At 71.4% G+C, this 25816-nt stretch carries 16 protein-coding genes; 10 read left to right on the forward strand and 6 right to left on the reverse strand.

Annotation, left to right across the window (positions count from 1 at the left end; genetic code table 11):
* Nucleotides 1-30: 30 nt before the first annotated feature.
* Nucleotides 31-6051 (forward strand): AAA family ATPase, encoded by a 6021-nt coding sequence (locus WMF33_RS23950; RefSeq protein WP_437339284.1) that lies wholly within the window; start codon nt 31-33, stop codon nt 6049-6051.
* A gap of 21 nt (nt 6052-6072) precedes the next feature.
* Here the strand turns inward: WMF33_RS23950 and WMF33_RS23955 are convergent, their stop codons facing one another.
* Together WMF33_RS23955 and WMF33_RS23960 are read right to left on the reverse strand one after the other, a co-directional pair.
* Entirely contained in the window at nt 6073-7206 is a 1134-nt protein-coding gene (locus WMF33_RS23955) for an acyl-CoA dehydrogenase family protein (protein WP_437339285.1), read from the reverse strand.
* Between the two features lie 92 nt (nt 7207-7298).
* Nucleotides 7299-7619, reverse strand: coding sequence for a hypothetical protein (locus WMF33_RS23960; protein ID WP_437339286.1), 321 nt, complete (start codon nt 7617-7619; stop codon nt 7299-7301).
* A 204-nt stretch (nt 7620-7823) separates the two neighbouring features.
* Here WMF33_RS23960 and WMF33_RS23965 point away from each other — a divergent pair, with 204 nt between their 5' ends.
* Together WMF33_RS23965 and WMF33_RS23970 are read left to right on the forward strand one after the other, a co-directional pair.
* On the forward strand, nt 7824-8939 hold the full coding sequence (locus tag WMF33_RS23965) for a hypothetical protein (protein ID WP_437339287.1): 1116 nt from the start codon (nt 7824-7826) through the stop codon (nt 8937-8939).
* 119 nt (nt 8940-9058) lie between these two features.
* Nucleotides 9059-10693: an amidase gene (locus tag WMF33_RS23970; RefSeq protein ID WP_437339288.1), complete on the forward strand. Its 1635-nt coding sequence runs from the start codon at nt 9059-9061 to the stop codon at nt 10691-10693.
* 167 nt (nt 10694-10860) lie between these two features.
* Here WMF33_RS23970 and WMF33_RS23975 read toward each other — a convergent pair whose 3' ends face one another.
* The 3 genes from WMF33_RS23975 to WMF33_RS23985 all read right to left on the reverse strand — a co-directional run bounded on the left by WMF33_RS23975 (nt 10861) and on the right by WMF33_RS23985 (nt 16831).
* Entirely contained in the window at nt 10861-12318 is a 1458-nt protein-coding gene (locus WMF33_RS23975) for a tyrosinase family protein (RefSeq protein ID WP_437339289.1), read from the reverse strand.
* Nucleotides 12319-12777: 459 nt separating this feature from the next.
* Complete coding sequence (locus tag WMF33_RS23980; RefSeq protein ID WP_437339290.1) at nt 12778-15507, reverse strand: RICIN domain-containing protein; 2730 nt, start codon at nt 15505-15507, stop codon at nt 12778-12780.
* A 991-nt stretch (nt 15508-16498) separates the two neighbouring features.
* Entirely contained in the window at nt 16499-16831 is a 333-nt protein-coding gene (locus WMF33_RS23985) for a YnfA family protein (RefSeq protein ID WP_437339291.1), read from the reverse strand.
* A 215-nt stretch (nt 16832-17046) separates the two neighbouring features.
* Here WMF33_RS23985 and WMF33_RS23990 point away from each other — a divergent pair, with 215 nt between their 5' ends.
* From WMF33_RS23990 to gstA, 7 genes are all read left to right on the forward strand, one after another.
* Nucleotides 17047-17394 carry a hypothetical protein gene (locus tag WMF33_RS23990; protein WP_129576409.1) on the forward strand — a complete coding sequence of 116 codons (348 nt, stop codon included), beginning with the start codon at nt 17047-17049 and terminating at the stop codon, nt 17392-17394.
* A gap of 1 nt (nt 17395) precedes the next feature.
* On the forward strand, nt 17396-18790 hold the full coding sequence (locus tag WMF33_RS23995) for an efflux RND transporter periplasmic adaptor subunit (RefSeq protein ID WP_437339292.1): 1395 nt from the start codon (nt 17396-17398) through the stop codon (nt 18788-18790).
* A 9-nt stretch (nt 18791-18799) separates the two neighbouring features.
* Nucleotides 18800-21949 (forward strand): efflux RND transporter permease subunit, encoded by a 3150-nt coding sequence (locus WMF33_RS24000; RefSeq protein WP_437339293.1) that lies wholly within the window; start codon nt 18800-18802, stop codon nt 21947-21949.
* Between the two features lie 4 nt (nt 21950-21953).
* The gene (locus WMF33_RS24005) at nt 21954-22556 is read left to right on the forward strand and encodes a TlpA family protein disulfide reductase (protein ID WP_437339294.1); all 603 of its coding nucleotides are present in this window, start codon (nt 21954-21956) and stop codon (nt 22554-22556) included.
* A gap of 191 nt (nt 22557-22747) precedes the next feature.
* Nucleotides 22748-23482 carry a Uma2 family endonuclease gene (locus tag WMF33_RS24010; protein ID WP_437339295.1) on the forward strand — a complete coding sequence of 245 codons (735 nt, stop codon included), beginning with the start codon at nt 22748-22750 and terminating at the stop codon, nt 23480-23482.
* Nucleotides 23483-23628: 146 nt separating this feature from the next.
* A complete protein-coding gene (locus tag WMF33_RS24015) occupies nt 23629-24135 on the forward strand; it encodes a GNAT family N-acetyltransferase (RefSeq protein WP_061623442.1) in 507 nt (168 codons plus the stop codon).
* Nucleotides 24136-24161: 26 nt separating this feature from the next.
* On the forward strand, nt 24162-24767 hold the full coding sequence (gene gstA / locus WMF33_RS24020; RefSeq protein ID WP_437339296.1) for a glutathione transferase GstA: 606 nt from the start codon (nt 24162-24164) through the stop codon (nt 24765-24767).
* A gap of 48 nt (nt 24768-24815) precedes the next feature.
* Here gstA and WMF33_RS24025 read toward each other — a convergent pair whose 3' ends face one another.
* Complete coding sequence (locus WMF33_RS24025) at nt 24816-25814, reverse strand: zinc-dependent alcohol dehydrogenase family protein (RefSeq protein WP_437339297.1); 999 nt, start codon at nt 25812-25814, stop codon at nt 24816-24818.
* Nucleotides 25815-25816: the final 2 nt, after the last annotated feature.

A 25816-nucleotide genomic window follows, 5' to 3' on the forward strand; every position in this document is an offset into this window, starting at 1 on the left:
CCGCCGGACCCGAAGAGGAGCTGAACCGGGATGGATCTCAGAGACTACGCTGTGGGGGAGGTGCTGCACGAAGGGACCGAGACCCGCGTGTGCCGCGCGGTCCATCGCCCCTCGGGCGACAGGGTGGTGCTCAAGCTCCCTGCGACGCCCGAGCCGAGCTCGCGCGTGACGGGGCGCCTCCTGCATGAGCATCACATCCTGACGCAGCTCGGGGCGGTGCCCGGGGTGCCGCGGGCGCGGGAGCTCGTGCAGCAGGGCGGCGCGGTCGGCCTGGCGCTCGAGGACCCCGGCCTCCGGTCGCTGGATCGCGTCCTCGCCGAGCGAGGGCGCTTGCCGGTGGACGCGGGGCTGAGGCTCGGCGCGCTCCTCGCGCGGGTCCTCGAGGCCGTGCACGCGGCGGGCGTGACCCACAAGGACGTCAAGCCGCAGAACGTCCTCGTCGATGCGGCGTACTCGCAGGTCAAGCTGCTCGACTTCGGCATCGCCTCGTCGCTGCCGCTGGAGGCGACGGCGGCGAGCATCCCCGAAGGGCTCGAGGGGACGCTCGCGTACATGTCGCCGGAGCAGACGGGCCGCACGGCGCGGGCGATCGACGCGCGCACCGACCTGTACTCGCTCGGCGTGACGCTCTTCGAGGCGCTCTCGGGCCGGCTGCCGTTCACCGACCGCGACCCCCTCTCGCTGGTGCACGCGCACCTGGCCAGGGAGCCGCCCGCCCTCGACTTGGTCGCCCCGGAGGTGCCCCCGGGCGTCGCGGCCATCGCGGGAAGGCTCCTGGCGAAGAACCCCGACCGGCGGTACCAGACGGCCCGGGGCGCCGCGGAAGACCTGGAGCGCGCGCTCCGCCTGTGGCGCGAGCGCGGCGCGGTGGAGCGGTTCCCGCTCGGGAGCAGGGATTTCTCGCACAAGCTGCGGCTGCCCGACGTCCTCGTCGGGCGAGAGCGCGAGCGCGAGCTCCTCGGCGCGTGCTTCGCCCGCGCCGCCGAGGGCGCGGCGGAGCTCGTGCTCATCGGCGGGCCGTCCGGCATCGGCAAGACGGCGCTGGTGCGCACCGTCTACGGGGACATCGCGGCCCGAGGGCGCGGCCTCTTGATCTCGGGCAAGCACGACCAGCTCGCGCGGTCGACGCCGTACGCGGCCATGGCGCAGGCGTTCGGGGCGCTCATGCAGCAGTGGCTGGCGAGCCCGAAGCCGGTGCTCAGCGCGTGGCGGGAGCGCATCGAGGCCGACGTCGGCGAGAACGCGCGGCTCATCGCCGACGTGGTGCCGGAGCTCGACCGGATCATGGGCGAGCTCGCGCCGGTGCCGCCGGTGCAGGGCGATCAGGTGCTCGCCCGCCAGCGGCTCACCTGGCTCGACTTCGTGCGGGCGGTCACGGCGCCGAACGCGCCGCTCGTGATGTTCCTCGACGACATGCAGTGGGCCGACAGCGCCACGCTCGAGATCCTGAAGACGCTGCTCACCGACGCGGAGCGCGGCGATCTCCTGGTGATCGCGGCCTACCGCGACAACGAGGCGCCCCCCGAGCACCCGCTGTGGAGGCTCGTCTCGTCGGTGGAAGACAGCGGAGCGAGGGTGTCGAGGATGTCGGTGCGCCCCCTGTCGGAAGCGCACGTGCAGGCGTGGGCGGCGCGGGCGCTCGACAGCGAGGCGACGGGGGTCGAGCCGCTCTCCCGGGTGCTGTGGCACAAGACCCGAGGAAACCCGTTCTTCATGGAGCAGCTGCTGCTCTCGCTGCACAAGCAGGGCAAGGTGGTCCGCGACCCGGAGAGCGGCGCGTGGCGCTGGGAGCAAAAGGACCTGGAGCAGGCGCAGATCACCGACAACGTCGTGGCCTTCCTGACGGACAAGGTGCGCGAGATGCCCGAGGCGACCCAGCAGCTCCTGGGGCTCGCGGCGTGCGCGGGGCACACGTTCCACCTCCACGATCTGGAGCGGCTCAGCGGGTGGGAGCGCGCCCGGGTGACCGGGGCGCTGTGGCCCGCGCTGCAGGAGGAGCTCCTGGTGCCGGCCGACGGAGCCTACCGGACGGCGCAGGCGCTGGGGCAGAGCGGAGAAGGCGCGCCGGACGCGGAATACCGCTTCTTGCACGACCGCGTGCAACAGGCGAGCTACGAGCGCGCCTCGCCGGAGCAGCGCGTCCTGGCGCACCTGGAGATCGGCCGGCGGCTCTGGGCGCGGCACCGGGCGCAGGGCGGCACACCGCAGCAGCTCCTGGAGCTTGTGCGGCACCTGAACCTGGGCGCGGCGCGGATGGACGCCGAGGACGAGCGCGCGTCGCTCGCGCGCCTGAACCTCGAGGCCGCGCGCGCCGCGAAGGCGGCGAGCTCGCACCGGCTCCTCGCCAGCCTCGCCGAGGCGGGGCAGGCGCTGCTCGGCGACGACGCGTGGCGCGAGCACCCGGCGCTGTCCGCGGAGCTCGCGCTGGAGCGGCTCGAGGCCGCCTTCCTGATGCGGGAGTTCGACGACGTCGAGGCGCGGTCCGCGCGGCTGCTCGCGATGCCCCTGCCGGCGCTCGCCAGGCTCTCGGTGCAGGAGCTCCGCGTCCGCTGCATCCAGGCAGCAGGCCAGTTCGCGCGCGGGGTGGAGCTGGGGCTCGCCGCGCTCGCGGAGCAGGACGTCGTGTTTCCGGACACCGACGAGGCCCGCCGCGCCGCGCTCCTCGAGGAGTCCGCCGAGCTGGATCGATGGTTCGAGGGCGATCCGGAGGCGTTCGACCGGATGCCCCCCGATCCATCGCCGGCGCACGTGCTCGTCGACGCGCTGACGATGCACCTGATGGTCTGCGCGGCGATCGGCGGCCAGCCGATCCTGTCCGCGCTCGTGATCGTCCGCGCCGTGCACCGGGTGCGGCGGCAGGGCGTGCTCACGCCGGTCTCTCCCTTCATCATCGTCTGTTTCGCCAACGTGTGGTCGCTCACCACGGGGCTCTATCGCCGCGCCGCGAGCTGGGTCGGGCCCGGCGTGCGCGCGGCCGAGCGCGTTGCGTCCCCCTTCCTCGCAGAGTGCCTGTCCTTCGAAGGCCAGTACACGGCCTACGTCCGCCCCGCGGACGAGATGGCGCCCATCTTCGAGCGGACCTGCGCGACCGGCCTGAAGGTCGGCTCGTTCCAGGGGGCGAGCTGGGGGCTCGAAGGCGACCTGTTCTACTACCGGGTGTGGCGCGGCCAGCCGCTCGGCCAGATCGAGGCGCACCGCGCGGCCCGCTGGGGGTTGATGCAGCGCGCGGGCACCGCGCTCGGGACCCACTATTTCGAGGCGGTCGCCTCGTGGTGCGGCCTCCTGTCGACCGCGGACGGCGCGGGGAGGCTCCGCTCGGAAGAGCCGTTTTCACGAGGGTCCCGCTCCCTCCTGGCCGACGGGGACGTGATGGCGGCCGAGCTTGCGCGCATCCTCGAGGCCCACCTGTTCCTCGCCGCGGGCGCCGCTCCGATGGCGCTCGCGCGGGCTCGGGAGGCCGAGCAGTTCCGCATGTCCATCTTCGGCTTTCCGCCGGTGACCGACGTGCCGCTCTGGCTCGCGCTCGCGGCCGCGAGGTGCTGGCTGGAGGTCACGGACGCGGAGGAGCGGGCCAGGCTCCGCGAGCACATCGAGCACGGCCTCGCGCGACTCCGGTATTTCGCCGAGGGGAGCGCGGACAACTTCCTCCACAAGCTGCGCCTCCTCGAGGCGGAGCACGCCCGCGTGCAAGGCAAGACCGACGAGGCCATGGCCAGGTACGACGAGGCCATCGAGCTCGCGCGCGGGCAGCGCTTCCTGCACATCGAGGCCCTCGCGGCCCAGCTCTCCGCCGAGTTCCACCTGGAGGCGGGCAGGCGCCGCATCGGCGCGCTGTACCTGCGCGAGGCCCGGGACGCCTATCTCCGCTGGGGCGCGCACGCCGTCGTCGCCCACCTGGAGGCGAGGTGGCCCGCCCTGCTGCGCGCGCCGGCCCAGCCCTCGGCCGCGGAGCGCCGCCTCGCGACAGGCGTCTCCACGCTGACCACCACCGGCGTCGCCGGCGGCGCGCAGCTCGACGTGAACACCGCGGTGCGCGCGGCGCGGGCGCTGTCGAGCGAGCTCGACCCCGAGCGGGTCGTCGGCCGGCTGATGGAGCTCGTGCTGGAGAGCGCCGGGGCGCAGCGCGGCGCCCTCTTGCTGGCCGAGGGCGAGGAGCTCTCGCTGGTGGCGCGGCTCTCGGTCCACGGAGGCCGCATCGAGACGGGCCTGTCCGAGCCGCTCTCGCAGAGCGCGGACATCGCGAGGACGGTCGTGAACTACGTCGCGCGCACGAGCGAGCCGGTCGTGGCCGACGACGCCCGGGCCGACGCGCGCTTCGCGGCCGACCCGTACCTCGCCGCGCACCCCGTCCTCTCGCTCCTCTCGCTGCCGCTCTCGCATCGAGGGCGGCTCCTCGGCGTGCTCTACCTCGAGCACCGCGAGGTGCCCGCGGCGTTCCCCGAGCGGCGGGTGGAGCTCCTGTCGATGCTCGCCGCGCAGGCCGCGATCGCCGTGGAGAACGCCCTCCTCTACCGGGACCTCGAGGCCAAGATCAAGGAGCGCACCGCCGAGCTCCGCGTCGCCAAGGAGGCGGCGGAGCGCGCCAGCCAGGCCAAGAGCGACTTTCTCTCCAGCATGAGCCACGAGCTGCGCACGCCGCTCAACGGCATCATCGGCTACGCGCAGATCCTGGAGCGGACGCCCGAGCTCCCGCCGGCGTGGCGGGACGGGCTGAGCGTCATCCAGAAATCGAGCCAGCACCTGCTCTCGCTGATCAACGATCTGCTGCAGCTGGCCAAGATCGAGGCGGGCAAGATGGACGCCGTCGTGACGGTGGTCCGGTTGCCTGCGCTCGTGCAGATGGTCGTCGACCTGTGCCGGGTGCGCGCCGAGGCCAAGGGGATCGCGTTCACCCACGAGCTACGCGGCCCGGCGCTCGAGGCCGTCCGCGCCGACGAGAAGCGGCTGACGCAGGTGCTCTTGAACCTCCTCGGCAACGCCATCAAGTTCACCGAGCGCGGCGGCGTGCTCTTCCGGGTCGAGGTGCTGGACGAGCGCGTCCCCGCGGGGCGGATGGTGCGCTTCCGCGTCGAGGACACCGGTCCCGGGATCGCCGCGGAGCACCTGTCGCGCATCTTCGAGCCCTTCGAGCAGGTGGGCGAGCAGGGCGCGAGGAGCGAGGGCACCGGGCTCGGCCTCGCCATCACGAAGAAGCTGGTCGAGCAGCTGGGCGGGGCGATCGAGGTGCAGAGCGAGGTCGGCGAGGGCAGCGCGTTCACCGTGACGCTCCCGCTCGCCGAGGCGCGACCGGCGGAGCAGGCGGCGAGCCCGGGCGAGGCCCGGCGGTGGGACGCGATCGTCGGCTATCGGGGGGAGCGCCGCACGATCCTGATCGTCGACGACAACCCCCAGAATCGCGCCGTGGCGCGCGGGCTCCTCGGCCCGCTCGGCTTCGAGCTGTGCGAAGCGGACGGCGGCGAAGCGGCGCTGCGCGTGGCCGCCGAGCGCGCGCCGGCGCTCATCCTGATGGACGTGTACATGCGGGGCATGGACGGCTGCGAGGCCACGCGCCGCCTCCGGCGCATGCCCGAGCTCCGGGGCGTCGCCATCCTGGCCTCGTCGGCGAGCGTCTCCGAGGCCGAGCAGCAGAAGTGCGCCGCTGCCGGCTGCGACGACTTCCTCCCCAAGCCGATCCAGGCGGGCGCCCTCCTCGACAAGATATCGCGCCTCCTCGGCGTCGAGTGGCTCCGCCGCGACGAGGCGCCCGCGCAGGGTTCGCCGGCCGAGCGGGCCGCCGACGGCGACGGCGACGGCGGGCGCCTCACGCCGCCCTCGGCCGATGACCTGGCCACGCTGTCGGCGCTCGCGAGCAAGGGGCTCGTCCACAGGATCCTGGAAGAGGCGGAGCGGCTCCGGCTGCACGACCCGCGGCTCACGCCCTGGATCGAGCAGCTCACTTCGCTCGCGCGCGGCTACCAGACCCGGAAGCTGCGGGAGTTCGTCGGCGCGTACGCCGAAGGCGGCGCGGACCGCATCGAAGAAGGTCGCGCGGCTCCCCAGGAACCGGCGTAGGGCGCCGCGCGGCCCCTGCCCTCACGGCCGCGCGCGGTCCATCGCGCCGGCGCCCCGGCCGAGCAGCCGCTGCACCGTCGCCGCCTGCAGATCGCGCGTCTGGGCCGTGAGCGAGTAGAGCATCGCCTCGCGGAAGAGGCGCTGCGCGGCGTGGTCGAGGCGGTTCGCGCTGCCGCCGGTCGCGGCGACCGCCGCGTGCGCGGCGCGGACGCCGAGATCGACGCACGAGGCGCGGGCGCGGACCGCGTGCTCGGCGTACCCCTCGGCCTCCGGCTGGTCCGCCCATGCGTTCACCTCGGCGCGGGCGGCCTCCCGCTCCTCCTCGAGCGCCCGTGCGGCGCCGGCCAGCTGCGCGTCGCCGCGGCGCTCGGCCAGCGACGCGAGCAGGGCGGCGGCGGCGCCGGCCGCGCCCAGGGACAGCGCCGCCGGCGTCAGCAGGCCCGCCACGTCGCGGGCGGCCTGCTGCTCGCGCGTCACGGTGGCGATCACCTGCTCGGGGCCGACGCGCAGCGCGCGCAGCGTCAGCGACACCGTGGCCGAGGCGTTCATCGCGCTCAGGCGGAGCGGCGCGGACGCCTCGATGGAGTCTCCGGCCGAGAGCGGCGTCAGCACGTACATCAGGCGGCCGTCGGGGAGCGTACCGGCGATGACCGCGTCGTCGGCGAGCCCGTGGCCGGTCAACCACGGCACGGTGCCGTCGAGTCGTACGTTGTCGCCGTCGGGCTCGATCCGGACCATCGGCGGGCCCGGGCGGCGGACGTGCGAGAAGCCCACGGTGCAGAGGCGCTCTCCGGAGGCCAGGCGAGGCAAGACGCGCTCCTTGAGCGCCTCGTTGTCGCCGCGCGCGATGAGCGGGCACGCGGCGGTGGCGTGCTGCATCTGGACGAACGCGGTCACCCCGCAGGCGCCGGCGAGGATCTCCAGGACCTCGCGCGCGACCCGCGCCGACGCCCCGAGGCCGCCGTAGCGCGCGGGCGTCGCGATCCCGAGGAGACCGGCGCCCGCGAGCGCGCGGAGGTGCTCGCGGGGGACGCTGTCGGCCTGATCCGTGGCGTTCGCGGCCGGCGCGAGCACGAGCGCCGCGAGCTCGCGGGCGCGCTCGAGCAGCGCGATCGCGTCGGCCCCGGCGGGCGGCGTGGGCGATGCGGGGGACATGCGACGGCAGTGTAGGCCGCGGCGGCTCCCCCGGAACCCGGCGCGGGCCGCGGCCGGCCGTGGAATCCGCGCAAGCCATTGGAATCATTGATTTATGGGCGTTGCACGCGGAGCGCCCTCGCGCGCGCCTCGACCAGGCGGTCGGCCAGCGCCGCCCCGCCGCGGGGCGGCGTCGGGTTGAATTTCAATTCTCCCCGGACCCTCTCGGCAGCCTCCTCGTTGAATTTCAATTCTCCCCGGACCCTCTCGGCAGCCTCCTCGTTGAATTTCAATTCTCCCCGGACCCTCTCGGCAGCCCCCTCGTTGAATTTCAATTCTCCCCGGACCCTCTCGGCAGCCCCCTCGTTGAATTTCAATTCTCCTCGGACCCTCTCGACCGTTCCTCTCGCGTCAATTTCTTTCACCCACACCACCCGCGCGCAACTCTTCGTCTGACGCGCCGCGCAGACCGACCGCCATGTTCGTGACGCTGCCGAACCGCAACTCCGGTCGGTAGAGGATGGGGCAGCGCTCACGCCGGAGCTGCCGCGCGGGGGGGCTGGCGGGGCCGCTGCGGGCAGAGGGCTGCCTCGCGCTTTCAGGCCTCCGGCCAGCGCGGGAATGATAGTCTCTGGATCATGGCAAGACTTCGTTTCGTGACTCGCTTCTGCGCTGCGCTCACGGCCTCCTGGCTGCCGGTCATCGCTTGTTCGGCGAGCGGCGGCGGCAACGGCAACAACACGGGAAATGGCGAGGGCGGGCAAGGCGCGAGCGGCCCCGGCGCCGTCAGCAGCAGCAGCGGCGACTTTGGCGGCGAGATCGGGCTGACGAGCTCGGGTCCGGGCGGCGAGCCGCCGGCTGACGCCGGGCATCAGACGACCTGCGATGACGAGGGCAACTGCACCTGCATCAACATCGCGTCGATCGGCCATGAGGGCGTCTGGGGCCCGTGCAGCAGCGACAGCACCACGGCGCTCCAGAACTGGCTCAACACGCAGAGCACGGCCCAGGTCGACAACTACAACATGGAGAAGCCCACGCTCACGCCGGAGTTCCTCGCCAAGTACGACGTGATCCTCCTCCAGTGGATGGTGACGAAGGGCGCGCAGAACGACGACGGGCAGCCCTGGCAGTTCACGCCTGACGAGGTGAAGGCGCTCGAGGACTGGGTCAACAACGGAGGTGGTCTCATCGCGCTGAGCGGCTATCAGTGCAATGGACAGGGGTGCATGATCCACGACGTCACGGCGACCAACCAGCTCCTCTCGTTCACGGACATCGAGTTCAACGCCGACGGCGTGCTGGATCCTGCGCGGACCAACTGCGCGAACTGCAACTGCTGGGGCGGCCCGGTGCCGCTCGGCGGCCCCCTCCCCGGGAGCGTGGGCACCTGGAACCAGGACACGCCGATCGGCAAGGACATCCAGAGCGTCGGCGCCTACATCGCGCGCTCGATCAAATCGACGACGGCGACCGTCGACTGCACCGACGGCACGAACAATTTCGCGGTCCACAAGGAGGTCGGCAAAGGCCACGTCGTCGCGTATGGCGACGAGTGGGTGACCTATTCGGGCCAGTGGCTCGGGACGGCGGCGTGCATCAATCCCCAGATGTACATGGACCCGAACAGCCCCTGCTACGAGAGATCAGCGGCGCAGGTCTTTCAGATCTCGCAGTTCTGGTACAACGCGCTGAAATACGCGGCGTCCTCGATCGAGTGTTTCACGATCGAGGACCCGGCCATCATCAAGTGACGCCGGGCCGCTGGACGTACGCGTCGAAAGTCGAGCAGCCTCGGAACGAATTTTCTTGTAGAGTACAGCTCGATAAACTGACGCGCTTTGCGTCTTGAACCGAGAGCGAGCGATCCTTCATGAAGAAGCACAAACGTCCAGGCGGCGAGTGGATCGCCGCCATGTTGCTTGGCGTCGTCCTGGGGAACCCCGGCGACGCCGGCGCGGCGTCGGGCCCCGTCCGCGCCCACCACATCGACGTGACCGAGCTCACGATCTCGAAGATCCAGAAGGCGTACAGGAACAGACATTACACCGCAGAGGCCCTGACCCAGGCCTACCTCGACAGGATCGAGCAGTACGAGCCGTCCTACAACGCCTTCACCTTCTTGAACCCGGGCGCGCTCGACGAGGCGCGCGCGATCGACAGGAAGCGGAGGAAAGGCGAGCCGCTCGGCCCGCTGGCGGGGATCCCGGTGGTCATCAAGGAATCGATGGACGTCGTCGGACTGCCGTCGACGGCCGGCTGGGCGCCCCTCAGCGCCGCGGCGGGCGGCGTCGATCTCTTCCCGATCGAGAACGCCGTCGTCGTCGAGCGGCTGATTCGAGCGGGCGCCATCATCCTCGGAAAGACAAACATCCCGGCCTTCAGCGACGACGGGACCCGGGCCAACAGCAGCTGGGCAGGTCCCACGTACAACGCCGTCGACAGGGACCTGGCTCCCGGCGCGAGCAGCAGCGGGACCGCCACGGCGGTGGCCGCCAGCTTCGCGGTGCTGGGCCTCGCGGAGGAGACGGGGGGCTCCATCCAGAACCCCGCGGCGGCGCAGAGCCTCGTCGGCGTCAAGCCGACGTTCGCCCTGGTCCCCACGGCGGGCATCGTGCCGCTGGCCGGCAGCACGAGGGACGTCGCAGGGCCGATCGCGAAGACCGTCCTCGACGCCGCCCTGGTGATGGACGTGCTCGCCGGCTACAGCCCGGAGGACCCCAAGACGAGCGCCTCCGATGGCCGGCTGCCCCCGCGCGGGTACACGAGCGAGCTCAGCAAGAGTGCCCTTCGCAGGAAGCGGATCGGGCTGTACGGCCCGGGCTTTCGCTCGAGCGCCCTGTCGCCGGAGACCGAGGATCTCTACGCGCGCGCCGTCCTGGAGCTCGAGCGCCAGGGCGCGACGGTCGTCGACGATCCCTTCGCCGGCAGCGGGTTCGCCGAGCTGGCCTTGCCCGGCGAGCCCTACGACATGCGAGGCACGGAGTCGCTCGCCCACGACTTCCAGCGATACCTCGCGGGATTGACGTTCGACGGGGGCGTGGTCGGCTCGATCGACGAGCTGTCGCTCATCGCGGGGGTATCTCCGTTTCAAGAGGATGGCGGCCCGCTGTTCTGGTACGTCGAGAAGCTCCCTGTCCTCGCGGACTCGCTGCTTCACCCGGAGGATCCGCCCGATCTGTCGAGCTTCTGGGCCCTCCGGGGCCAGTACCTGAGCCTCTTCGACGCCGTGATGGCCGAGCACGATCTGGATGCCCTGGCGTTTCCGCAGACCTACGAGGTGATCCCGGAGCTCTTCAGCGCGGACACCTACGCGGCGACCACGGAATCGGCGATCAACATCGCCGGTTTGCCCGGGGTGGTCGTGCCTGCTGGCCAGTACGAGAACGGCGCCCCCTTCGGCTTGATCTTCGTCGGCCCCCTCTGGAGCGAGCCCCGCCTGCTGGGGTATGCCTATGACTACGAGCAGGCGACCCGGCACAGGGTCGAGGCCGAGCTGACGCTGTAGCCGGCGCGCGGGACGCCGAGCTCCGGCCGCGCGCACCGCCGCGCTAGGCCGTCCCCGGAACGGTCACCGGACGAGCGACCGATAGGCGAGGACCTGAAACTGCTCGCGCAGGGTGCGGCGCTCCGAACCGAGGATTCCATGGTGCCCATGCGCGACCTCCCGAGGGCTCACGCGGTCGCGATGACCACGCGCCGGATAGTTACGCGCACGACTGGCGTGGATCTCCCCGCGGCTGCGGCCGACATGTTCTCTGCGCCACCCGGCGGGATGAGCTCACGCATGATGAAGCTCACCTTCGGTGAAACGTCCGCCCACTCGCCGCGCTCGGCCATCGTGCGCACGTGGGCCGTGACGTCGAAGGCCTGGTCGACGGTGGCCGGCCCGTGCAGGTGCCCGTGGCCGCGCGCGACGAAGAACCCCATGTTGCCGACGTAGTAATGGCTCTGGTAGTCCGGCGGCGTCCCTTCGGGGAGGTTCAGGTAAACCTCATAGGTGACGCCCGGGTTCCGCTCGAACGCGATGTCCTCGAGGCTCAGGACGATCTGCGTCTCGACGAGCTCTTTCGTCGCGAGGGTCCTGAGGACGGCGACGTCTTCGGGCGACATCTCGACCAGCACCGAGACCGGCTCGGCCCCGAGCGCGATCGGCGCTCTGCTGGTCCCGCGGACGGCCGCGGCGAGCTCCGGGCTCCTGGCAGCAGCGCTGCTCTCTCCAGCGAGGCGAACCGTCGCGAGCGGCGGCGGATCATCGTCATAGCGGTAGCCTAGCTGGAGGACCGTGTCGGTGATCTCTTCGCCCGTCATCCGCACGAGGCTGCCGTTCTCGTCGACGAAATCGAAGCTGAGGCGCCACCAGGCCTCCTCGTCCTCCGAGCGTCCTGGGTAGCCGCGCCCTCCGCCCTGGTCGAGCCAGCGCTTCCACAATCGGTCGATGTTCGCGTGGTGCGGCCAGAAGATGGGATCTTGCGCGGCCGTGTCCGTGTAGCTCATCCAGCCATCCTGACCGCCCACCATGCCGTGGACGACGTTGTGCGGCTGCCGCTCAAGCTCCCCGGCGCGAGCTCCGCCTTGCCCGGGTTGCCGGAGCGCACCCCCACCGAAGCTCACGCGCGTCCCGGGCCGAGCGCTGAAGTTGGTCAAACGGAAGGCCGACGAAAACGTGACCGCAGACGGGGGGAGAAGGGCTCCCTGGTTGATGCCCGCCGCGCGCTCCTCGGCGTAGAGAGGGTTGGACGCATCCCCGGGCTTTCGAAACGCGGCCGGTATCGCGCGATTGCCGGCGGCGGAGTAGTTCCAGTACGGGAGCGCAAAGCCCGGATCTCCGGAGGCGGACCTCAGGATCCGCTCGAATCGGGAGAGATACATGCGGTGCCAGGAGAGAAAGAAAAAGCTGCTGTGCTGGCACGCGTTCCATCCGGGGAGCGGATTTCCACCGTCTGGCCACCCGTGAATCCCGGCCTGGTAGACCCAGCCGGTCGGATCGCGGCGATCGACCCGAGATCGACGCTGCATCTCGGCGATCCCCCGCCTGAGCGCCGCGATCTCAGGGCCTTCCGGGGAGAGGCTGTAGACGTCGCGACGTATGAACCCGCTCGAAGCCGCACTCGCGAAGCCCTTGACCTCCATGACGCCCCCTCTACAGCCCCGCCGCAGCGCCGCTCCGTGGTCGAGCCCGGAACCTGCGCGGCGAGCCTTTTGGCCGCTGCGCTTTGCTCGTGAGAAACATAAAGAGAGCCGCGCTGAGCGGCAATCGTCGGGGGCGGTCAGGGCCGCGCGGCGTCCGGTGCACGATCTCGCGGCCCGCCTGGACTACCTGTAGAAGCCGGAGCAGCTCCTCGAATCGTGCGCCGGCAGCGCGGCCGCAGACGCATGGCTCGTCCTGGCATCACCACGTGGCGCAGCGACGGGAGCGACCTCGCGCCAGAGCCAGCGGCGAGGTGAGGGCTCGCGGGCGCGCTCGGCGCTGCTCGCGGTCGGCCGGACGGAGGATCGATGAATTGATGGGGGGTCGATGCAGCGACGGCGGGCTGGGCCCTGCCGGACGAGCCGCCGGGCGGCGGCCGTCCGACAGGGCCTTTCGCTGCGTCAGTTGGAGCGGGTCGGCGCGTACTTGTAGAAGTTCTGCGCCCACTCGATGGTCCAGATCGTCGGCTCCACGTACACGTTCTTGTCCGCGCCGAGGACCATCTCGCTCTTGATCTTCGCCATCGCCGCGAGGAAGACGCGGCGGTCGTCCTCCATGCGCGACCGCATGACGCTCGAGGGCGGGTACAGCTCCTTGACCTGCGACACGACCGCAGCGTCGTTGATCCACCCGTCGACCCCGTGCTCGCCCTTCGGCAGGCGCTCGCCGCCGGCGTCCAGCCAGTCGCGCAGATCGTTGTTGCCGCGGTTCATGCCGTCCGCGTGGCAGCCGATGCAGGAGCTGCCGGTGTTCAGGCGGCGGTCCTGGGTGGCGAAGCCCACCGTGCTGTTGATCTGCGCGTCCGACGCGTTCCGCTGGATGCGCGGATCACGCACGATGTTGACGAAGGCGTCCACGCGGCGCTGGTTGAAGCCGCCCCACAGCGAGTACCCCTGCAGGCCGTTCGGCAGATCCCAGATGACCTCCTCCGCCGACTGCTGCAGCCCGTCGGTCCCGGTGTAGTAGCGGCAGTTCACGTAGCCGCCGCCCGCGTAGCTCGGCTGCCCATCGCACCCCGGCGGCTCGGTGCCCTGCGGCTGAGCCAGGGTCGCGATGAAGCTCCAGTTGTTCGCCGAGCCGCCGATGCCGGTCCCGCTGATGAACTTCGGGATCGGGTGCGCCCAGAAGGGGAACCGGATCTGGCCCGTCTCCCACGCCTGCTCGATCGTGTTCACGCCGCCGTCGAGCTGCCCGGTGAAGACGTCCCAGGTCTTCCAGTAGTACCCGCCGCGCCGCGTCTTGGCCCTGAAGTACATGCGGGAGTCGACCGTGATGGCCTGCTTCGTGAGCATGTACTCGTACGACTTCATCCCCTGGTCCTTGATGACGCCGAGCTCGGTCTCGAGGTCGTGCGCATACCAGGGGATCGCCATGATCGCGTTGTAGACGTCCGGACGGGTCAGCGTGTAGACGAGCTGGCTCGCCTCGATGTAATCCGTCTTGAAGCCGTCGACGTAGGGCGGCAGCACGCCGCCGTCCGTGGCGCCCTCGACGTTGCCGGCGAGGACGCGCCCCCAGACCAGCCGCGCGAAGCTCGGATCCACCTGGACGTCCGACGTATACCGGTACTTCTCCCGGAAGGTGACGTCGGAGCCGACCGGCTCGCCCAGGTAGTTGACGCTGGTCCTCCCGAAGAAGACGTCGTCGTCCGACCCGCCGAAGTGGAGCTTCGTGACGCCCTTGTTGTAGCCCCAGTAGCTGCGGGTATCGAAGCGGTAGACGATGCCCTTCCCGTTGATGTCGACCGGGTTCACGATCCTGGGAGCCCAGCGCGCCGTCGAGTTCAGCGCCTTCGACAGGCCGACGCGGGCCACGTTCATCTCCTCCGCCGTGGCGCCCTTGTTGTGGATCTCGTGCAGCGAGGCGTACTTGATGAACTCCGCGTCCGCCGCGGGGACGGTGGCCTTGTCCGTCGCGATCCACGACTTGACCTGGGCCTCGGTGACCTGCTCGCCGGCCGCGACGGGGCGCGGGGTCGTCGGCAGGCTCGGCGCGACGGCGTTGGCCCACGCCGTGACGGCGGAGAGCATCTGCGTGTTCGCGTCCCTGCAGCTCGAGCCGAAGCAGTTGTGCCGGTCGATGCCCATCCGGACGACGAGCTTCGAGTCCGCCGGCTTCTTGAAGTTCACGCGCGTGAGCGCGTACTCGTGGGCCAGCGCCGGATCGACGTCGGAGTGGAGGGGCGCCTGGGCCTTGCCCGTCGAGCTGTGGCACCCAGAGCAGTTGGTCTGCAGCAGCGGATAGACCGTCGTCTTGAAGGCTTCCAGCGACGCGGCCATATTGAAGTTCATCTCTTTCGGGATGCAGACGGGCTCGACGTTGACGCCGCCCTTGCCGTTCGGGAGCTGGCTGTAGCCGAGCCCGCAGCCGGACGCCGGGGCGACGCCGACGTCGCCCGAACCGCCGGTGCCGCCGCCGGTCCCCCCGGCACCCCCTGCGCCGCCAGCGCCGCCAGCGCCGCCAGCGCCGCCAGCGCCGCCAGCGCCGCCGGTCCCGGTGGTCGAGGAGCTCGAGGTCGTCGTCGAGCTCGACGAGCTCGACGAGCTCGACGACGTCGAGGAGCTCGACGAGCCCCCCACAGCCTTGAGCGAGAACTTCTGGTTGTCTCCGTTGGCCCAGCTCCACTGGTGGAGGCTGGCGCCATCCGCTGTCGACCGCCCCATGACGTCGAGCACCTTGTTGCTGGCGCGGTTCGTGAACCGCTGGACGGTCGAGGAGACGTCCGTGATAGAAAACTGCTGGCTCGTGGCGTTGCCGCAGCTGGACTGGACGATGGTGGCGCCGTTCGACGTCGACGAGCCGTTGACCCCGAGGCAGAGACCGCTCTTCACGTTGCGCAGCCGGTAGTAGTTGCTCCCCGCAGACTCCACCCGAAACTGCTGGCTCGTGTCGCCGCTGCGGCACGAGGCGATCTGCGCGGCCGCCGAGCTCGCCGTGCTCCCGCCGCGGATCTCCACGCACTTGTTGCTCTGCACGCCGACCATCGTGTAGACCGCGCTCGGGTCGATCGTGAGGCCCTCGTCGAGCACGCCGCCTTCCTCGTCCTCGTAGTCCTCCGCCAGGCCGACGCAGGACACGGCGAGAAGGCCCGTCGCGGCGGCAAGCAAGAGTTGCCTGGATGCGAATCTCATGTGATTCTCCTCATTATGTTAACCAGGTAAAAAGCCGATCTCTCTACAGCTCGACGCTGCCCTTCGTTGATCGGATGCGCTCGCCGCGCGGTGAAGGCTGCCGAGGTACCGCCGCGGTTGCCCTCCGGTGAATCTCGCTCTCGAGGTCCACGGAGCGAGTGGGCTCGGTCCGTGTTCGGTCAGGCACTGCGACGAGGATAGTTATTGTTTCATGTTGGCTAGCCCGTCAAGGCGAACCTGCATTTCGCGGTGTTTTGCGAGCCGACGTGACTATTCCGAAGTCACAACAACCGCGTTTTTTGGGTGATGTTGGGTAGCGCAATATCCGACATCGACCGGGGCTCAGACGGGCTCTGCCGCCCGTGAGATTGAACTGCTTGAGCCTCGTTCGAAATGAGAACGTTAACGCGACCAAATGGATCCGCCGGCGACCAGGTCATCGCGCGCCCCAGCGGCTGCAGAAATCCAGGCTCGCCGGTCGTCGGACGCGGTGACTGGACGGCGCGGATACGAGCCAACCGAGGCGATCAGGACGTCAGGAAAAGAATTTTTACGCGACGGCGCCAGGGCGCGCAGAGCACCGCGAGATAAGAAAATTCGGGATTCGCTGGCGTTCTCGCGCCGTTGGCACCCTCGACGGATTGATCCAGGCCCCTGCGCCAGAGTTCGCCAAGCGCCGCGCCGGCAGCTCGGAGCGCTGCGGGCGTGCAGCGACGGCGTCCATGATTCTTGTCGCGCTTATTCACCCGCCCGCCGTCACGAGGCCCGGGCGCAGGGGACCTTGCGAGGGATGTTTCGAGGTGGGGAGTCGAGGAGCGACTCGCCAGCACCGCACCGCCCCAGGCTCGTCCCCCGATGTCATCGATAGAATAGCCACGGAGTCACAGAGTGACAGAAACGAATCTCTTTCTTCTCCCCTCTGTGCCCTCTGTGCCTCTGCGGTTCAAATTCTCCCCGTCAGACCCATCAGCGGGATCCGGGCGACGCGGCGCTAACGTCGCGGCGCCCGCGGCCACAGCATGATCGCCGCGCCGACGAGGCAGATGGCCGCCCCGATCCAGTCCCGCCGATCGGGGAGCTTCCGATCGACGCCCCAGCCCCACAGCATGGAGAGCGCGATGAACACGGCTCCATACGCGGCATAGACGCGGCCGAACGGGTGCTCGGCCGCCTGCAGCGTGGGAATGACGCCGTAGGCCGCGAGCGCGGCGAACCCGGCGAGGCCGAGGAGCACGCCGCGCTGATCGCGCAGCCAGAGCCACACGAGGTACCCGCCCCCGATCTCCAGGAGGCCCGCGGCGAGGAACAGGAGCGCAGCGCGCATACGCCGAGCCTACCAGGAAGGACGGAGCTCGGGCCGGTCGCGCTCGCGCTCTCGACGACGCATGGTACGCTCCGCCGGCATGTGCTCCGGCGCCCCCGGCAGCAGCCTCGCTCCCCGGCGGCAGAGCGCGCGTACGCGGGGCCGGGTCGGCCCAGCGACGCGCGGGAGCGGCGGCGCCGGCTCGGCGGCAGTACGAAGATCAGGCGGAGAAACGCATGAAGATCCATCTCATCTCGCTCGTGATCGGCGCCCTCGCCCTCGGCGGCGCCGCGTGCTCCAAGGAGGCGCCGGGCGCCGGAAAGGGCGCGACCGAGCAGGCGGCCGGGGCCGCGCAGGCGCCCGCGAACGCGGCGCACGCGCCGAAGGACGTGAAGCCCGGCTCCCACGAGGACTGGTGCGGAGAGCACGGCGTGCCCGAGTCGCAGTGCAGCCGCTGCAACCCGGAGCTGATCCCGGCCTTCAAGGCCACCGGCGACTGGTGCGCCGAGCACGGCCTGCCCGAGTCGCAGTGCCTGAAGTGCAACCCCGACCTCAAGATCGTGAGACCGCCGAAAGAGAGCTGACATGGCCGGCCGCACCCACGCCCACGCCGCCCTGATCCCGATCCTCGCCGCCCTCCTCTCGTGCGAGGCGGCATGCGGGCGCCGGGAGGCCGACAACGCCGCTCCGGCCGAGGAGCAGGCGAAGGCCGGCGCGAAGCCCGCGGCGGGCCGTGTCGCCGAGGGCGCGCTGTGCAAGGAGCACGGCGTGCTCGCAGCGCTCTGCACGAAGTGCAATCCGAAGCTCGCCCCGGTCTTCCAGGCAAAGGGCGACTGGTGCAAAGAGCACGAGCTCCCGGAGTCCATCTGCCCCATCTGCCACCCCGAGCGCGGCGGCAAGCCGGCGGCCGACGTGGCGAGCGACGGCGCGCCGGCGGACGGGACCAAGGTCAGATTCAAGACCAAGGACACGGCCCGGCTCGCCGGCATCCTCACGGCGAAGGCCGTCGAGCGGCAGGGCGGCGGAGGGATCCCCGTCACCGCCCGGATCGTCTACGACGCGCTCAAGGTCGCCGAGCTCAACGCGCGCGCGCCGGGCGTCGTCCAGAAGCTCTTCGTGGACGTGGGGTCGGAGGTCAAGCAGGGCGCGCCGCTCGCCGTCATCGACAGCGCCGACGTGGGGGCGGATCGATCGCGGCTGGCCGGCGCGGTGGCGCGCCTCAAGGTCGCCGAGGAGAACATGCAGCGCGAGGAGCAGCTCGAGAAGGAAGGGCTCGCCGCGCGCAAGAGCGTCCTCGCCGCGCAGCAGGAGCTCGACGCCGCCCGCGCCGAGCGCGCCTCGCTCGCGGCCTCCCTGGCCGTCGTGGGCGCGAGCGCGGGCGGGACCGGGGGCTACACGCTCACGACCCCGCTCGCCGGCGTCGTGACCCAGCGCAAGGCGACCGTGGGCCGGCTCGTCGGCGTCGAGGAGACCCTGTTCGAGGTGGTCGACGTCTCGAGCATGTGGGCGGAGCTCGACGTGCCGGAGACCGAGCTCCCGGCCGTCTCGCTGAAGCAACCGGTGGTCGTCGAGGTCGACGGCCTCGAGGGGCGCGAGCTCAAGGGGGAGATCACGTACGTGGCGCCGGCCATCGATCCGGCGACGCGCACGGCCAAGGCGCGGGTCCCGCTCGCGAACCCGGGCGGCGCGCTGCGGGCCAACATGTTCGGCCGGGCGCGCATCCTCGCCCCGGCGCGCGCCGCGGTCATGGTGCCCCGCGCCGCCGTCCAGCGCGCGAGGACGGTGAAGCTCGTGTTCGTCCGGCTCGCGGAGGACCAGTTCGAGGCGCGGCGGGTCGAGATCGGGGCGACCGAGGGCGATCTCGTCGAGGTGACGAAGGGCGTGCGCCCGGGCGAGGAGGTCGCGACCGAGGGGAGCTTCCTGCTCAAGACAGAGACCCTCAAGGAGAGCATCGGCGCCGGCTGCTGCGGCGAGGACTGAAGCGCGGCCATGCTGAACGCCGTCATCACCTGGTCGCTCCGCCACCGGCTGCTCGTGATCCTCGCCGCGATCGGCCTCTCTCTGGCGGGCATCCTCGCGCTCCGCCGCCTGCCGATCGACGCCTTCCCGGACACGACGCCGGTGCAGGTGCAGATCAACACCGTCGCCCCTGCCCTCTCGCCCGTCGAGATCGAGCGCCAGATCACGGCGCCTGTCGAGCAGGCGATCTCGGGGCTGCCCAGGCTCGAGGAGGTCCGCTCGCTGTCCCGCTTCGGCCTCTCGCAGGTCACGGCCCGGTTCGAGGAGGAGATGGACATCTACCTGGCCCGTCAGGTCGTCATGGAGCGGCTCCAGACCGTGACGCTGTCGCCGGGCATCGAGCGCCCGGAGCTCGGCCCGGTCGCCACGGGGCTCGGCGAGGTGTTCCACTACGTGGTCACGGGCAAGGGCAAGTCGCTGAGCGAGCTGCGCACGGTCCACGACTGGGTCATCGCGCCGCAGCTCCGCTCGGTGCGCGGCGTGGCCGAGGTCAACGCCTGGGGCGGCGACGAGCGGCAGATCCAGGTCCTCGTCGACCCGGCGGAGCTCACGGCGCGGGGGCTCGCGCTCCACGACCTCTCCGAAGCGCTGGAGCGCAACAACGCCAACGTGGGTGGGGGCACCCTGGACCAGGCCGGCGAGTCCAGCCTCATCCAGGGCATCGGCATCGCGACGCGCGTGAGCGACATCGAGGACATCGTGGTCGCCGCCAAGGGCGGGGCCCCCATCCGGGTCCGCGACGTGGCGCGGGTCGTCGAGGGGCGCGAGATCCGGCGGGGCGCGGTCACCGCGGACGGCCAGGGCGAGGTCGTGCTCGGCCTCGGCTTCATGCTGATGGGCGAGAACAGCCACGACGTCACGACGCGGCTCAAGGCGCGCCTCTCGGAGGTCGAGAAGAGCCTGCCGGAAGGCGTCGACGTCGCCGTCGTGTACGACCGCACCGAGCTCATCGACGAGGTGCTCGGCACCGTCGAGAAGAACCTGATCGAGGGCGCGCTCCTCGTCGTCGCGGTGCTCTTCGCCTTCCTCGGCAACCTCCGCGCCGGGCTCATCGTGGCCTTGGCCATCCCCCTGTCGATGCTCTTCGCCTTCGATCTGATGCTGCGCGCGGGCGTGGCGGGGAGCCTGATGAGCCTCGGCGCGATCGACTTCGGCCTCGTCGTCGACAGCTCGGTGATCATGGTCGAGAACTCGGTCCGGCGGCTCTCGGAGGACGCGGGCGACCGGAGCGCGACGGACGTCGTGCGCGACGCGTCGATCGAGGTGCGCAAGCCGACGATGTTCGGCGAGCTCATCATCATGATCGTCTACCTGCCGATCCTCGCCCTCGAGGGGGCAGAGGGGAAGCTGTTCCGGCCGATGGCGCTCACCGTCATCTTCGCGCTCGTCGGCTCGATGATCCTGTCGCTCACGCTCATGCCGGTGCTCGCGAGCCTGCTCCTGCCGCGCCGCATGAAGGCGCGCGAGAACGCGCTCGTGCGCCTCCTCAAGCGGGCCTACCGGCCGGCGCTGCAGCTCGCGCTAAGGGGACGCTGGGCGGTGCTCGCCGGCGCCGCGCTGCTCCTCGGCAATGCGGTCTTCCTCGCGACCCGGCTCGGCGCCGAGTTCGTGCCGCGGCTCCGCGAGGGCACCATCGTCGCCAACACCGTGCGGCTCTCGGGGGTCTCGGCGGGCGAGTCGATCCGCTACGGCACCCAGCTCGAGCGGGTCCTGCTCGAGAGGTTCCCGGACGAGATCGAGCGCGTCTGGACCCGCACGGGCACCGCGGAGGTGGCGACGGATCCGATGGGGCTCGAGCTGTCCGACATGTTCATCACCCTGAGGCCGCGCGAGGCGTGGAAGCGCGCCGCGACGCAGGACGAGCTCGTCCAGGCGATGGAGTCGGAGCTCGCGGGGATGCCGGGCATGCGCGTCATCTACACGCAGCCGATCGAGATGCGGGTCAACGAGATGGTCGCCGGGATCCGGGCCGATCTGGGGGTGAAGCTGTTCGGCGACGACTTCGACACGCTGAAGCAGAAGGCGCGGGAGATCGAGGCCGTCCTCAAGGGGATCCCCGGCGCCGCGGACGTGGTGACCGAGCAGGTCACGGGGCAGCCCGTGCTCGAGATCGAGGTCGACCGCGCCGCCATCGCCCGGCACGGCATCGCGGCCGCCGACGTGCTGGATGTCGTCGAGGCGCTCGGCGCGCGCGAGGTGGGGCAGCTCCAGGAGGGTGAGCGCCGCTTCCCCGTGACGCTGCGCATCGACGATCGCTACCGGGAGGACCCCGCCTCGATCGGCCGCATCCTGGTCACGGCGGCCGGCGGCGAGCGCATCCCGCTCGCGCGGCTCGCGAAGATCCGCACGACCGAGGGGCCGACCGCGATCAACCGCGAGTGGGCGAAGCGCCGGATCGTCGTGCAGGCGAACGTCCGGGGCCGCGACGTGGGCACCTATGTGGAGGAGGCGCGCGCGCGGCTCGATCGGGAGGTCGAGCTGCCTCCCGGCTACTACGTCCGCTTCGGCGGGCAGTTCGAGCACCTCGAGCGGGCGCAGGCGCGCCTGCTCGTCGTCGTGCCCGTCGCCCTGGGGCTGATCCTGCTCCTGCTCTACGTCACGTACGGGCGGCTCCTCGACGCGATCCGCGTCTTCACGGGCGTCCCGTTCGCCGCGATCGGCGGCGTCGTCGCGCTCTGGCTCGGCGACCTGCCCTTCAGCATCTCCGCGGGCGTCGGGTTCGTGGCGCTGTCGGGGGTCGCGGTGCTCGGCGACATGGTGCTCGTCTCCACCGTCCGGCAGCTCACCGCGGCCGGGATGCCGGTGCGGGCGGCCATCGAGCTCGCGGCCGAGCGGCGCCTCCGTCCGGTCCTGATGACGGCGCTCGTCGCGTCGCTCGGCTTCGTGCCGATGGCGCTGAACACGGGCGTCGGCGCCGAGATCCAGCGCCCTCTGGCGACAGTCGTGATCGGCGGCGTGATCTCCTCCACGCTGCTCACGCTGCTCGTCCTGCCGGTGCTCTACAGCGTCGTGGGCACCGCGCGCGAGGGGGCGGCGGCCGCCCCGGGCCCTGACGCCGCGCCGGGCGCCGCCGGCCCCGCGCCGCGCGCCGCGGCGGCCCTGCCACCGGCCGCGGAGTAGCTCCATGGGCGCGCACCCGCACCTCCGCGCTGCCTCCCGCGCCGCCGGCGTCCTGATGCTCCTCCAGGCGCTCGCGGTGGGCCTTTACTGGGCGGTGGAGCACCGCCGCGGCGCGGGGCGGCCGGGGCGCCCCTTCGCGCACGAGCCGCTCTCCGGGGCCGAGCTGGCGCCGGACGAGATCCTCACGCGGCCGGACGGGAGCGAGCTTCGCCTGAGCGCGCTGCGCGGCCGGGCCGTGCTGCTCCACCTCTGGGCGACGTGGTGCGCGCCGTGCCGCGCCGAGCTCCCTGCCCTGCTCGATCTCGGCCGGGAGCTCCAGCGGGGCGGAGGCGTCGAGCTCGTGGCCGTGAGCGTCGACGAGAGCTGGGAGGTCGTGCGCGCCTTCTTCGACGGCGAGGTGCCGCCCGAGGTCGTGCGGGCCGGCTCGCCCGCCCTCGGGCGGCGGCTCGGGGTCTCGACGCTGCCCGACACGTTCCTCGTGCGCCCGGACGGCACGCTGGCGCTCCGGTTCACGGGCGCGCGCGACTGGAGGGCGCCCGAAGCGCGGCTGCTCGTGACCGGGCAGGCGGGATCGTGGCCGCCGGCGCCGGACGCGCCGCCGCGCTGAGCGGCGCTGCCGGGCGGGCGGCGCGCGGCGGCGGCGAGCGCTGCGCGGCGCCCTGCAGGACGGACGCCCCGCGAGACGCGGCCGGATGCCGATCTCGAAATGAACGATGCCTCGATCCGTAAGCCCGAGCCGGGTTGAGAAGATGCGCCGCGGACCTTGCTGCGGTGTGGATCCTCCGGCAGGCTGGAGGCATGACGTCCCTGGCCTTCTCGATGCCGGTGGAGATCGTCGACCCGGACGTCGTCGCTCCTCCGGCCGATCTGGACAGCAACGAGCCGCCCATGGAGAGCTATGTGCACCTCATCCAGATGCTCCTGCTGCTCGAGAGCCTGGAGCTCTTCTGGAAGGAGCGGACGGATTTCTTCGCGGCCGGCAACCTGACGATCTACTTCAGCCCGCGCCAGCTCAAGTCCGAGCACTTCCGGGGTCCGGATTTCTTCGTCGTGCTCGGCACCGAGCGGAGGCCGCGCAAGAGCTGGGTCGTCTGGGAGGAGGACGGCCGGTATCCGAACGTGATCGTGGAGGTGCTCTCGGACAGCACCGAGAGCATCGATCGCGGCCTCAAGAAGCAGACGTACCAGGACGTCTTCCGGACGCCGGACTACTTCTGGTTCCATCCGGAGACGCTCGAGCTCTCGGGCTTCCACCTCGTCGACGGGCAGTACGAGCCGCTCTCTCCCGACGCCTCGGGCCGCCTCTGGAGCGCGCAGCTCGAGCTGTTCCTGGGCGTCGAGCAGGGGCAGCTCCGCTTCTTCACCCGCGAGGGAGCGCTCGTGCCGGCGGGCAAGGAGCTCGCCCAGCGGGCCGAGTCCGCCGAGCAGCGGGCCGAGTCCGCCGAGCAGCGGGCCGAGTCCGCCGAGCAGCGGGCGGCGCGTCTGGCGGAGAAGCTCAGGGAGCTCGGCGTCGATCCCGACACCTTGAAGTAGCGAGCGCGGCGCGCTCGCCTCGCCGCAGCGCGGCCCGCGCGCCGTCGCATCGCCCGCTCGCCCCGATCCTGGTAGAACGCCGGCCGGAGCGAGCCCGCTTTCCGGGCCGCTCTCCGCGCTCGTCATCTCGTCGCTCGGGAGGGCCCATGTCCGACATGCTCGTCAATCTGCTCAAGCTGCCGCCGCTCGAACCGTCGCTCGAGGCGATGCGCCAGGCCTCCGTGGTCGTCCGGCGCGCGGCGCCTTACGAGATCACGCGCGTCCGGCGGTTCGTCGAGCAGCACTTCACGACGTACTGGGCCGATGAGATCAGCGTCGGTTACGCGAACAAGCCCGTCAGCGTCTATCTCGCGATCCGCGGCGGCGAGGTGATCGGCTTCTCCGCCTACGAGTGCACCCGCCGCGGCTTCTTCGGCCCGACCGGCGTCGCCGACAGCGAGCGCGGCCAGGGGGTCGGCAAGGCGCTGCTCCTCGCCTCGCTGCACGGCCTCGCGCAGATGGGCTATGCGTACGGCATCATCGGCGGCGTCGGGCCCGTCGAGTTCTACGCGCGCACGGTCGGCGCGACGCTCATCCCCGACTCCACCCCCGGGGTCTACGCCGATCCGCTGATCGACCCTGCCCCGCCCCGCGGCGCGGAGCCGCCGCGCTGACGCCCCTCCTCGTCACGGAGGCCACGATGAAGCTCTATTTCAGCCCCGGCACGTGTTCGCTGTCTCCCCACATCGCGCTGCGCGAGGCTGGCCTGGAGTTCGACCTCGAGCGCGTCCACCTCGGCACGAAGAAGACGAGATCCGGCGCCGACTTCACCCTGATCAACCCCAAGGGCTACGTCCCCGCGCTCGAGATCGAGGGCGGCGAGGTGCTCACCGAGGGGCCGGCGATCGTCCAGTACATCGCCGATCGAAGGCCCGAGTCCGGGCTCGCGCCGCCTGCAGGCACCCTCGCGCGCTACCGGCTCCAGGAGTGGCTCAACTTCATCGGCACCGAGCTGCACAAGCAGTTCGCGCCCCTCTTCAAGCCGAGGGCGCCCGACGAGCAGAAGAGCGCGGCGCGGGCAATCCTAGGCCAGCGCTTCGGCTACGTGGCGCAGCGGCTCGACGGCGCCACGTACCTGCTCGGCGAGCAGTTCACGGTGGCGGACGGCTACCTCTTCACCGTGCTCACCTGGACGCGGTCCGCGGGCGTCGATCTCGGCGGCTGGCCCGGCCTCGGCCAGTACAAGGACCGCGTCGGCGCCCGCCCCGCCGTGCAGGCCGCCATCGCGGCCGAGAAGGGCAAGTAGCCAACGGGGGTCGCCGGACGGCAGCGCGCCGCTCGGGAGCCGGCTCCCTCAACCGACCGCGATCACGAGCTTGCCGACGTGCTCGCCCCGCCGCAGCGCCTCCATCGCCTCCCGCGCGGCCTCGAACGGGTAGACGCGGTGGATCACAGGCCGGATGCGGTGGTGCGCCACGGCGCGCACGAGGTCCTCGAACATGTCGCGGCTGCCCACGCTGATGGCCTGGATGCGGGCGCGCCGCAGCAGCATCGGGACCACGTCGAGCTCCGCGGACGCGCCCGCGAGCAGGCCGACGAGGCTCACCTGACCGCCGGGGCGCAGCGCGCGGACCGATCGCCGCAGGTCGCCGCCCGCCGTGTCGACGACGAGGTCGACGCCGACGCCGCCCGTCAGCTCGAGCGCGCGCGCGTCCCAGTCGGGCGTCGAGCGGTAGTTGATGAGATCGGTCGCGCCTAGCTCGCGCGCCCGCGCGAGCTTCTCGTCGCTGCTCGACGTGACGATCACCCGCGCGCCGGACGCGCGCGCGAGCTGGATCGCGAACACGGCGACCCCGCCGGTCCCGAGCACGAGGACGGTGTCGCCCGGCCGCGCGGGCGCGTCGACGTGGAGCGCCTGCCACGCGGTCACGCCGGCGATCGGCAGGGTCGAGCCCTCCTCGAAGGTCAGCGCCGGCGGGAGCGCGACAAGCCCGTCCTCGTCGAGCACGACCTGCTCGGCGAGCACCCCGCCCCTCGGATAACCGAGGCTCGACTCGAGGGTCGTCCTGAACGTGGGCCGCCCGCCGAGCCACTTCTGCTGAAACAGGGTGGCGACGCGATCCCCGACGCGCAGCCGGTGCGCGTCCTCGCCGACGGCGACCACCTCGCCCGCGCCGTCGGAGAGCGGCACGAGCGGCATCAAGAGGGACTTATCGAACTGGCCGTCGACCACCATCAGATCCCGATAATTGAGCGACGCCGCCCGGATCCGGACGACGACCTGGCCGCGCTTCGGCGCCGGAACGGGCAGCTCGACCGGCCGCAGGTGCTCGGTCCCAAACCCACCCTCCAAGA

It is taken from the genome of Sorangium sp. So ce394 (assembly GCF_051474665.1).
GTDB classification, from domain to species: domain Bacteria; phylum Myxococcota_A; class Polyangia; order Polyangiales; family Polyangiaceae; genus Sorangium; species Sorangium cellulosum_D.